We start from the raw sequence: 11,443 nt of genomic DNA, 5'->3' as shown, positions 1-11,443 counted from the left end.
AGGAACGCCCCCGCGGGGGATCGACTTCCGAAGTCGAAGCCGGACTTCGGAAGTCAGGTCTACTTCAGATACCTCGCCGCGAACGCCAGGAACGTCGGCCAGTTCGGGCCGGTCGTGTGGCCGCCGGCGTGCTGCCGGAACGCCACCTCGCCGGCGACCAGCGCCGTCTCCTGCTTCGGGAACTCCGTCGTCCCCAGCCCCTTCTTGCCGAGCAGCTCGTACACCGGCCCGGCCCCGACGCCGGCGAGGAACATCCCCTTCGCGTCCACCCAGCCGCCCTCGACCTGCAACGACCCGACGCTGATGAACACCGGCCGCGGGGCGCACAGCGCCACCAGCTCGTGCGCATCGACCGGCAGGTCCTTCGCCGTGAGCGGGCCGGCGTACTTCAAGTAGTTGCCGGCCATCCAGTGGTACTCGCCGGACCCGGCCACGTTCTCGACCTTCTCGCCGTAGTCCCGGCGGTGGAGCTTCGCCCCGCCCGCGCCGGACGAGCCGATGAACCCGATCGCGAACCGCTCGTCGTAGGCCATCGCCACGATCGCCGCCTTCCCGTACCGGGACAGCCCCTCGATGCCGACCTGCTTGGCATCCACCGCCTTGTCCGTCTCGAAGTAGTCGAGCGCCCGGCTCGCGCCCCACGCCCACGCCCGCAGCGCCCCCCAGTCCTCCGGTTGGCGGGGTTGGCCCTTGTTGCACAGGCCGACAATCCCTTTCGTCAGCCCGCCGCCGTTGTCCGCCTGCACGCTGTTCGGCGACAGGATCGCGTACCCCCAACCCTTCGCCAGCACCTGCTGCTGCCACGTCGGCCCGGCCCGCGGGGCGGCCTGCGCGAACGTCCCGGCGCGGGCGGGGAAGTTGAACCCGAACTCCATGACGACCGGGACCGGCCCCTTCGCGTCGGCCGGCGTCGTGAGCGTCAGTTGAATCTCGACCGTCACCGCCGGGTAGGACGAGTTGTCCACCTTGCCGACGAGCTTCTTCGTGACGGCCTCGACCTCGCCGACCTTCTGCTTCTCGGTGGCGGTGACCGCCCACGTCACCTTCGGCGTCTCCTTCGGCACGCGGCCGTAGACCTCACGGTCGAAGTCCTCGACGATCTCGGCCCGCCGCTTCCGCCACTGGTCCGGCGTCGCGACCTTCGTGCCGTCCTTGAACGTCAGCGGGTCCGGCAGGTCCGGGTACGGCGTCGCCTTCGACTCGTCGAGGTTGGCGGCGTTCGCAGACTTCGGGTTGCCGTCCGCCCCGCGGCGCAGCTCCTTGATCTTGAGCAACTCCATCATCCGCTTGTGGTCTTGCTGCGCGGTCAGCTGCACGGGCGGCGGGTGGTCGGCGGCGAGGAACGGGCCGGCGCACAGCGCCAGCACTCCGAAGGGGAGGAAGACGTGACGCATGGCACGCTCCAGAGTGGGAGAAGGGTTACGGAGGGTGTAGGCGGGATTTCTGAAGTGTCGATGAGTGCGGGGGTGCGAAACGTCGGTGGAACCCGGAGCGGAAGCGACGGGGTGTTGCGCAACACCCCGTCGCTTCCGCTCCGGGTTCCACAATCTCACCCGACGAACACGCCGCCGGTGAAGTCGTCGAACGCCTCGAACGCGAACGCGACCGGCAGGAACGGGTCGCCCGCCAGCGTCGTCCCGAGGTACGCCGTCACCACGCTCCCGGCGTTCGTCCCGGCCCCGACGACCAGGTCCGCCTGCGTGTCGCCGTCCAGGTCCTTCACGGCGACGCGGATGCCGCCGCGGTTCTGCGGGTCGCCGGCGAAGAAGTTCACCGTCGGCGTCAGCGTCGCGCCGCCGGAACTCACTAGCGTCCGGCCGTCGAACGCCTGCACCCGCGGGCCGCCGTTCGGGCCGCCGCCGGCGATGATTTCGGACACGCCGTCACCGTCGATGTCGCCGACGGCCACGAACACGCCGTTGCGGAGGGTCTGCTCGAACGCGAAGAAGTCGTTGAACAGCTTCACCCGCTTGCCGGCGGCGAGCAGCCGGCCGTCGAACCCGGCGACCCGCGGGCCGCCGCCGAACCCGGCCGCGACCACGAGGTCGGCCGCCTTGTCCGCGTTCAGGTCGCCGACGGCCGCCCGCGCGCCGCCGCGGAAGTTCGGGTCGTCGATCCCGAAGAAGTCGGCGATCGGGTTGAACCCGACGCCGTCGAACACCCGCACCCGCGGGCCGCCGCCCCGGTCCGGCGTGATGACGAGGTCGGCGATCCGGTCGCCGGTCACGTCCCCGGCCGCGACGTACACGCCACCGGTGAACGCCGCCTCGAACGGCTGGACGGCGAAGATCGTCCGTTGCGTCGAGCCGTCGATGACCTGGACGAACGTGGACCGGCCGACGCCGGACCCGACGACCACGTCCGCGATGCCGTCGCCGGTGAAGTCGGCGCTGGCGATCCGGGCACCGAATTCCGTGCCGGGGAACGCCTTCGAGAGAAACCGGACCGACCGGTCGGCGTTGTAGAACGTCACGTCCGGCTGGCCGTCGTCCGACCCGACGGCGAACTCCGTGTACCCGACCAGCTCGAACCGCCCGGCCGCGTCCACGTCCAGCGTCACGAACCGGACCGGCAGCGCCGTCGCCCCGTCGCTGACGACGAGGCCGAGGTTCGCCGTGCCGATCGACCCCCGCTTCGCCGTGTACGTCAGCGTCCCGTTCGCGTCGACGGCCGGCGGCGTGGTAAAGGCGATGTTCCCGGTCGTGCTGACGATCGTGACCGTCACGGCCAGCGGGTCGGCCTCGTTCGCCGCCCCGGTCGAGAGGGCGACGAACCCCGGCACGACCTGCGGCCCGGCCCCGCCCTTCGCCGTCGTCGCGGGCAGCGCCGCGGTGGGCGGGTCGTTCACCGGCGTGACGGTGATGATGAACGTCTGCGTCGCCGTGCCGCCGCTGCCGTCGCTCAGCGTGGCCGTCACCGTCGCGACGCCGTTGCTGTCCGGGGCGGCGCGGAACGCCAGCATTCCCGTCGCGAGGTCCAGAACCGGCGGCTGGACGAACGACACGTCGCCGCTCGTCACCGCGACGGACAGCGCGACCGCTAGCGGCTGCCCGGCCTCGTCCGGCGGCCCGGCGGAGGCGTTCGAGACGAAGTTCGCCACGGCCTGCGCCGCCGCGTCCTCGCTCACCGTCACGCCCGCGCCGACGGACAGCGTCGGGGCGTCGTTCACCGGCACGACGGAGACGGTCGCGGTCGTCGCGGACCGCACCAGCCCGGCCGCGCTCGCCGACGTGCTGTTCCGCACGTCGAACCCGAACCCGCCGGGGGACGTGTTGTCGTTCGCGTTCGTCAGCGGCAGGAACCGCAGCCCGGCCGCGCCGTCCCCGACGGGGATGAAGTCGCCGTTCGAGACGAACGTCGTGCCGTCCGGCCGGAACAGGACGCCGCCGCGGACGTTCGTGATCTGGAAGTGCGTGACCGGGCTGCCGGCCAGCCCGGTCCCGAGGACCAGGCCGCCGGTCATCGTGTCCTCGTTCGTCGTCGCGCTCGCAACGACCGGGTCGAGGAACGACGTGACGCCGACGGTGAACGTCCGCGGGGCGGACGCCGCCGCGCCGGGGCCGTCGTCCACGGCCGTGACGGTAACGGTCGCGACGCCGTTCGTCAGCGGGGCGGGCGTGTACCGCAGGACGCCGGCCGCGTCGATGGTCGGCAGCTCGGCGAATAGCGCCGGGTTGTCCGCCGTCACCTGGAAGCTGACCGATTGACCGCCCTCGTCCACCGGGCCGGCGGAAATGGCCGACGCGAAGTTCGCCACCGCCTGCGGCCCGGCGTCGCCCATCACGGCCTGGGCCGCGCCGACGGCGAACGTCGGGGCGTCGTTGACGGCCACGACGGTGACGGTGAACGTTTGCACGGTCGATTGGTTCGCCCCGCCGTTCGCGGTGCCGCCGCTGTCCTTCGCGGTCACGGTCACGGTCGCCGTCCCGTTCGCGTTCGGGTTCGCCGTGTACGTCAGCGTGCCGTTCGGGGCGACGGCCGGGGCGATGAGGAAGAGCGCCGGGTTGTCGGTCGTGACCGTGAACGTCACCTGCTGCCCCGCCTCGTCGGGCGGCCCGGCCGCGACGGCGGCGGCGAACCCGGCGACCGTCTGCGTCCCGGCGTCCTCGTTCGAGGTCGGGTTCGCGCCGACGGCGAACGTCGGGGCGTCGTTCACGCCGGTGACGGTGACGAGGAACGTCTGCGGCGAGGACGTGTCGCTGCCGCCGCCGGCCGTGCCGCCGTCGTCCTTCGCGGTCACGGTGACGGTCGCCGTCCCGTTCGCGTTCGGGGCGAGGGTGTACGTCAGCGTCCCGGTGGAGTCGATGGCCGGGGCCGCCGCGAACAGGGCGGGGTTGTTCGTCGTGACCACGAACGAAACGGCCTGGGCCGACTCGTTCGCCGGCCCGGCGGTCACGTTCGTCAGGAAGTTCGGAACGACCTGCGGCGCGGCGTCTTCGAGCAGCGATTGGGCCGCGCCGACGGCGAACGTCGGGGCGTCGTTCACGTTGCCGACGGTGATCGTGAACGTTTGCGGGGCGGACGTGTCCACGCCGCCGTTTGCCGTGCCGCCCGAGTCCTTCGCCGTCACCGTGACGACGGCCACGCCGAAGGCGTTCGCAGCCGGCGTGTACGTCAGCGTGCCGTTGGCGGCGATGGCCGGGGCCACGGCGAACAGGGCGGCGTTGTCGTTCGACGCGAGGAACGAGATCGTCTGCCCGGCCTCGTCCGGCGGGCCGGCCGACTTCGTCGCGATGAACGCCGGGACGGTCTGCTGGCCCTTGTCCTCGCCCGCGGTCTGGTCCGCGCCGACGACGAAGGTGGGGGCGTCGTTCACGGTCGCGACGGTGATGGTGAACGTCTTGGTCGTGGACGTGTCGCTGCCGCCGTTGGCCGTGCCGCCGTCGTCCGTCGCGAACACCGTGACGGTGGCCGTGCCGCTCGTGTTCGGGGCGGCCGTGTACGTCAGGTTGCCGGCCGCGTCGATGGCCGGGATCGAGGTGAACGCGAGCGTCCCGGTCGTTCCGATAACGGCCACCGTGAACGTCACCGTCTGCCCCGGCTCCGGGTTCGGCCCGGTGGCCACGCCGGCCAGGAAGGCGAGCGCCTGCGGGCCGGCGTCCTCGGCACTGATCGGGTTCGGGCCGACGGTAAACGCCGGGGCCTCGTTCACGTCGTTCACGGTCACGGTGAGCAGCTGCGTCGCGGCCTGCGACCCGTCGGACACCTGGACGATCACCTCGTAGGCGTTGTCCGCGTTCGCGTCCGTCGGGACCTCGAAGTTCGCGGCCGGGGAGAACGCGAGCTTCCCGGTGGCCGGGTTGATGGTGAACTTGCCGGCGTCCGCCCCGCCGGCGAGGGAGTACGTGAGGACCGTGCCGGGGTCCGGGTCGTCCCCGACGACGGTGGTGACGGTCGCCGCGTTCTCGAACACGGACACGGCGGCCGTCGGCCCGCCGCCGTTGCTGACGATGACCGGGGCGAACCCGAGCCGGCTGCCGAAGTTGTTGTTCAGCTGCGACTCGGTCCCGACCTGGTTGACCGTGATGCCGCCGGCGGCCGGGAATGTCTCGAACCGGCCGTTCGGCACGACCTGCCGGAGCACCGACATCCCGACCGGCCGGGACGTGAACTGGTACCGGCCGAGGGCGTCGGTCGTCGTCGTCGGCTCGCCGACGTTGAACGCCCCGTTCTTGTTCGTGTCGATGTAAATCTGAACGCCGCTCAGCCCCGGCTCGCCGGCGTCGAACACGCCGTCCTTGTTCGCGTCGTCGATGGCCAGGCCGTAGAACGCCTTCTGCTTCGTGACGTAGAAGTCGCGGTTCGGGAACTCGTCGAACGGGCTGGTGATCGTGACCCCGTACTTGCCGGTCGGCGGCGTCACGAAGTTAAGGCCGCCCAGCGGCGTCACGTTGTACGTGCCGATGTCCAACCCGTTGATGCCGTAGAACCCGTTGCCTAGGCTTGTCGTCGCCTGCTCGGTCGTGAAGGTGAGCGACCAGTCCACGAGCTTGCCGGTGTCCAGGCCGACGGAGTCGATGACCGCCAACGTCCAGTTGCCGTTCGCCGGCGTGCCGTCGAAATTGCCGAGCGGGACTTCCGGCCGGAAGCTGCCGGAGAAGGGGTCGCCGGCCGCGGCGATCGCCGTGATCGAGACCAACGCCTCGTCGTCGAGGACGGTGTTGGTGAAATTGATGCCCTCGTCGCCGCGGTTGAGGATGAGGCTGATCTTCGCATTGTTCGGCCCGGTGAGGAAGACCCGCAGGTCGCCGACGTAGGTGTGTTCGATGTTGAGCTTCACGTTCACGTCGAGAACCTTCGCCGGCAGGCCGCTGACGGCAATCGTACTCGTGATGCCGGTCGGGTTGGCGTCCGGGATCGCGATGTTGACCGTGCCGGACGAGGTCGTCGCCGTGTCGAGGACGCCGTTGCCGTTCGTGTCGAACAGGACGACCTGGTTGCCGAGCGGCTTGTCGAGGGCGTCGGGCGTCCCGTTGCCGGTCCAGTCCTCGTACAGCTTGCCGCTGACGGCGAACGTCGGGGCGACCGGGGAGATCGTGAAGTTCGCGTTCGAGATGTCGAAGAAGACGTTCCCGACCGGTTGCACCCGGACGCGGGCGGTCCCGGTGTTGATGACCGGCACGACGACGTTCGCCGACCCGGTGTTCGGCACGTTGCCGGCCAGCAGGGTCGGGTACGTCAACCCGCCGTCGGTCGAGAGGCTGATGTTCACGTTCTGGGCGTTGACGAGGCCGGCGTTCGTGCCGGCCACGTCCCACGTCACCGTCTCGGTCGTGTTGTGAACCCACGTCAGGTTGACGTTCGGGGACGTGACGGCGAACGCCGCCCCGGTGTTGACGACCTGGACGAACGTGTCGGCCGTGTTCACCCCGCCGCCGCCGATCCGGTTGTCGCGGGCGGTCAGCCGGAACCGCATCTGCGCCCGGTTCACGGTCGGCAGCTTCTCGCCGAGCGGGATCGTGTCCGTGTTGTTGACGAGGTCGGTCAGCCGCGGGAACACGCGGGCCGGGGAGGGCGTCGGGTTGTAGACGCGGAACAGCGGACTGGTCCCGTTGTCCGCGGCGGTGAGCAACTGGGCCGGGCCGAGGTCCCGCTGCTCCCAGGAGTACGTGACGGCGTCGCCGTTGGCGTCCGACCCGCCGCCGACCAGCTCGAACGGCGTCCGGGCCGGGATGACGTAGGTCGGGCCGGCGACGACCGTGGGGACGACGTTCCCGTTCGCCGTTCGCGTGCCGACGCCGGGGATGACGGCGTCCACGAAGTTGACGATCTCGTCGAACGCGCTCGTGTTGAAGAACGGGTCGGAATTCGGCTGGAGGTCGGAGTTCGGGCCGGTGATGCCGGCGTACCCCATGATCGTGGACCCGCTGCCCGGCTCGAACGCGGTGTTCTGGTTCCGGTTCGGGTCGGACGATGTGTTGAACGTGTGCCGCGCGCCGAACTGGTGGCCGATCTCGTGGGCGACGTAGTCGATGTGGAACGGGTCGCCGACCGGGTTCGGTAGCCCGGTCTCGCCCTGCGCCTTGACGCCGGCGAAGCCGACCACGCCGAGGCCGGCGAGGCCGCCGCCGGCGGTGCTGAACACGTGCCCGATGTCGTAGTTCGCCGACCCGATGACGGCGTCCACGTTCGCCTGATTCTGAGTCAGCAGGGCGACCGGGTCGTTATTCGTGTACGGGTCGGTGGCCGGGTTCGTGTAAACGAGCAACGAGTTGTTGGCGACGAGGTTCAGCCGGATCGACAACTCCGACTCGTACACGCCGGTGACGCGGTTGACGGCCGTGACGATGGCCGCCTGGCCGAGCACCTGCGTGCCGCCGAAGATCGCGGTGTACTCGCCGGTGGCGGCGACCGCGAGTCGGTACGTGCGGAGTTGCGTCCCGCTGCGGGCCTGCGGCACGTCGCCGGTCGAGGAGGAACCGGACCCCCCGTCGGTTCCCCGGCCGAGTACATCCATCGCCCCCATGCACGTGCTGCACTGGCAGCCGGGCGACTTCCGGCCCGTGCCCCACGCCTGCGCGCCGTCGGCGTCGCCGTCCGCCGGCGGGGCGGCCGTGAGAGCATCCTTCCGGTAGTAGCTAGCGTACACGTCGTCTTCGAGGTGGTAGAACGGGTCGATGAGCCACGTCCCGGCCGACGAGATGACTTGCGCGTGGAAGCCGAGCGGCGTCACGTCCATCCGCAACAGCGCCGTCGGGTCGTCGAGGCCGCGGCCCTGGAACGTCCGGATGTCCGGGAACCGGGCGGCCAACTCGGGGGCCATCACCGGCGCGTCCACGACCTCGAACCGCTGGGCCGTGCCGTCCGGCGCGGGGAGGACGAACTCGACGCCGTCGGCCCCGCTCAGGTACGCCGGCTCGCTCGGCACGGCGGACAGCTCGGTCAGCACGGTCGCGGTGTCGATTGCCACCGGCCGGAACGACCGGGCCTGGATCGCCGGCGTCTTCCCGGTCGGCGACGCGGGGATGGTGGCGAGATCGTTGATACTCACCAGGAGGCCGTTGGGGTTGACGCGGTCTTCGAGCTGCACCAACCGGCCGAGCAACCGGAACGCGGTCCGGGGCGTGGCCACCGACTTCCGGACGTAACGCCACCACTGGGTGCGAATCATGGATGAACTCCAACACGTAGCGGGATAATGGCCCCTTCCGGGACGGACGCTTCGCGGGAAAAACCGGCGTCGGTCATCGGGCGTCGATGGCCGCTTCTCGGGGACGCGCGCGAGTCAAGCGTGGGTCTAGGGAGAATAGATGGTTTCTAACTCTAAACAGAACTTTGCGGCTCAGCAAGACGTTGCCGCCAGAATGGACAAATTGGATAACTTGGTCCGTCGTTAAACTCGACGCGCGGCCCGGCCGGTTGGGCCGTCCGTGAAAATGAGGGAGCCGTGACTATACCGAATGAGACGAACCGGCTTCACACTCCCCGTGAAGGGCCACCCCCATGCGTGTCGTCGTTCCGCTCTTTCTCGCCGGACTGTTCGCCGCGCCGCTCGCGGCCGAACCGCCGAAGCGCCGCACGGCCGTCCGCATCGACGGCGAGAAGTTTTTCATCAACGGGCAACCGACGTACAAGGGCCGCAACTGGCAGGGCAAGTCCATCGAAGGGCTGTTGTTCAACAGCCGGATGGTGCAGGCGACGTTCGACGACCGGAACCCGCAGACCGTCGGCCGGTGGGCCTACCCCGATACGAAGAAATGGGACGCGGACCGGAACACGGCCGAGTTCCTGGCGATGACGCCGGAGTGGCGGAAGCACGGCCTGCTGGCGATGACGTTGAATTTGCAAGGCGGCAGCCCCCAGGGGTACTCGAAAGAGCAGCCGTGGCACAATTCCGCGCTGAACGCGGACGGCACGCTTCGCGCGGACTACCTGGCGCGGCTGGCGAAGGTGCTCGACCGGGCGGACGAGCTGGGCATGGTCGTCATCCTCGGCGTCTACTACTTCGGCCAGGACGAGCGGCTGACGGACGAGGCCGCGGTGACGGCGGGCGTGGACGCGACCGTGGACTGGCTAATCGCGAAGAACTACACGCACGTCCTGTTGGAGATCAACAACGAGTGCAACGTGAAGGCTTACGACCACGCGATCCTGAAGCCGGACCGCGTCCACGAGTTGATCCTCCGCGCGAAGGACCGGGCCGCGGCGATAAAGTTCCCGCTTCTCGTCGGCACGAGCTATGGCGGGAACAAGGTCCCGAAGCCGAACGTGGTGAAGGCGTCCGACTTCCTGCTGTTGCACGGCAACGGGGTGAAGGACCCGGCCCGCATCGGCGAGATGGTCCGGCAGTCCCGCAAGGTGGACGGCTACCGGCCGATGCCGATCCTGTTCAACGAGGACGATCACTTCGACTTCGAGAAGCCGACGAACAACTTCGTGGCCGCGGTGGGCGAGTACGCGTCGTGGGGCTACTTCGACTACCGGATGAAGGACGAGGGGTTCGACGAGGGCTACCAGTCCGTGCCGGTGAACTGGAAGACGAGCAGCGCGCGGAAGCGGGGCTTCTTCCAACTGCTGAGCGAGATTACCGGCGAGAAGCCGTAATCTTGTAGGGCGGGTCAAGGCTTTGCGCCGACCCGCCGTCGCGGTCCCAGCCGGTTCCGCGGCTCATCCGTGCAGTAGCGGTCCCCCGGCGGGTCGGCGCAGAGCCTTGACCCGCCCTACAGAACCCGGAGACCCGTCGTGACCCGTTGGACCCTCTCCCTCCTGTTGCTCGCAACCGTCGGGCCGCTCGCGGCCGCGCCGAACGTGGTCGTCATCATGACGGACGACATGGGCTTCTCCGACATCGGCTGCTACGGCGGCGAGATCGTCACCCCGAACCTCGACCGCCTCGCCGCGAACGGGGTGCGGTTCACGCAGTTCTACAACACCGGCCGCTGCTGCCCCACGCGGGCCAGCTTGCTCACCGGCCTCTACCCGCACCAGGCCGGCGTCGGCCACATGATGGACGACAAGGGGAAGCCGGGGTACAAGGGCCACCTCAACCGGCAGTGCCGGACCATCGCCGAGGTGCTGCGCCCGGCCGGGTATCGGACCTACGCCGTCGGGAAGTGGCACGTCACCCGGTTCATCGGCAAGGACGGCAACAAGGAGTGCTGGCCGCTGCAACGCGGGTTCGACCGGTTCTACGGCATGGTGTCCGGCGGCGGCAGCTTTTACGACCCGTTCACCCTGTGCCGCGACAACACGCTCATCTCCCCGGTCGCGGACGAGGAATACCAGCCGAAGCAGTATTACTTCACGGACGCGATCACGGACCACGCGGTCAAGTTCCTCGGCGACCACGCGAAGGACCACGGCGACAAGCCGTTCTTCATGTACGTAACGTACACCGCCGCCCACTGGCCGATGCACGCGCTGCCGGAGGACATCGCGAAGTACCAGGGTAAGTACGCCGGCGGGTACGAGCCGACGCGGAAGGCCCGGTTCGAGAAGGCGGCGAAGCTCGGCCTCATCGACCCGGCGCAGGGCGCGAGTCCGCTCGCCGGGGCGTGGGACAAGGTCGCGAACAAGGAGCGGGATGCGAAGTGCATGGAAGTCTTCGCTGCGATGGTGGACCGGATGGACCAGGGCGTCGGCAAGATCGTCGCGGAGTTAGAGCGCACCGGGCGGCTGGAGGACACGCTCATTCTCTACCTGCAAGACAACGGCGGGTGCGCGGAACTCATGGGCCGCAACCCGACGAAGGGCCGGGAGGACGGGCCGCGGAAGGACAAGCCGACCCTGCCCCAGTTGCCGCCCGAATCCCTACCGAATGGCCTCGTCCCGCCGCAGACCCGCGACGGCTACCCGGTCCGCCAGGGGCCGAACGTCGTGCCCGGCCCGGCCGACACGTATGTGGCTTACGGCGAGGGGTGGGCGAACGTCAGCAACACGCCGTTCCGCGAGTACAAGCACTGGGTCCACGAGGGCGGCATCAGCAGCCCGCTCGTCGCCCACT

General features: G+C 69.5%; 4 protein-coding genes. 2 read left to right on the top strand and 2 right to left on the bottom strand.

Features of this window, described 5'->3' with window-relative positions; all coding sequences use genetic code 11:
• Positions 1-59: 59 nt before the first annotated feature.
• Entirely contained in the window at positions 60-1,394 is a 1,335-nt protein-coding gene (locus AC5JJ2_RS26220; protein WP_495861010.1) for a glucuronyl esterase domain-containing protein, read from the bottom strand.
• A gap of 155 nt (positions 1,395-1,549) precedes the next feature.
• Positions 1,550-8,611: a reprolysin-like metallopeptidase gene (locus AC5JJ2_RS26215; protein ID WP_495861009.1), complete on the bottom strand. Its 7,062-nt coding sequence runs from the start codon at positions 8,609-8,611 to the stop codon at positions 1,550-1,552.
• Positions 8,612-8,943: 332 nt separating this feature from the next.
• Between AC5JJ2_RS26215 and AC5JJ2_RS26210 the strand changes: the two genes are divergently transcribed.
• Both AC5JJ2_RS26210 and AC5JJ2_RS26205 read left to right on the top strand, forming a co-directional pair.
• The gene (locus AC5JJ2_RS26210; RefSeq protein ID WP_495861008.1) at positions 8,944-10,044 is read left to right on the top strand and encodes a hypothetical protein; all 1,101 of its coding nucleotides are present in this window, start codon (positions 8,944-8,946) and stop codon (positions 10,042-10,044) included.
• 228 nt (positions 10,045-10,272) lie between these two features.
• On the top strand, positions 10,273-11,443 hold a 1,171-nt coding region (locus AC5JJ2_RS26205; RefSeq protein WP_495861011.1), incomplete at its 3' end, for a sulfatase-like hydrolase/transferase.

The sequence above is a fragment of the Limnoglobus sp. genome (assembly GCF_059499385.1).
This window is presented reverse-complemented; position numbering and strand designations above follow the sequence as displayed.

Excerpts from the sequence above, each read along its gene's own strand:
- AC5JJ2_RS26215 (WP_495861009.1), bottom strand. The coding sequence starts at position 8,611 with ATGATTCGCACCCAGTGGTGGCGTTACGTCCGGAAGTCGGTGGCCACG.
- AC5JJ2_RS26210 (WP_495861008.1), top strand. The coding sequence starts at position 8,944 with ATGCGTGTCGTCGTTCCGCTCTTTCTCGCCGGACTGTTCGCCGCGCCG.
- AC5JJ2_RS26220 (WP_495861010.1), bottom strand. The coding sequence starts at position 1,394 with ATGCGTCACGTCTTCCTCCCCTTCGGAGTGCTGGCGCTGTGCGCCGGC.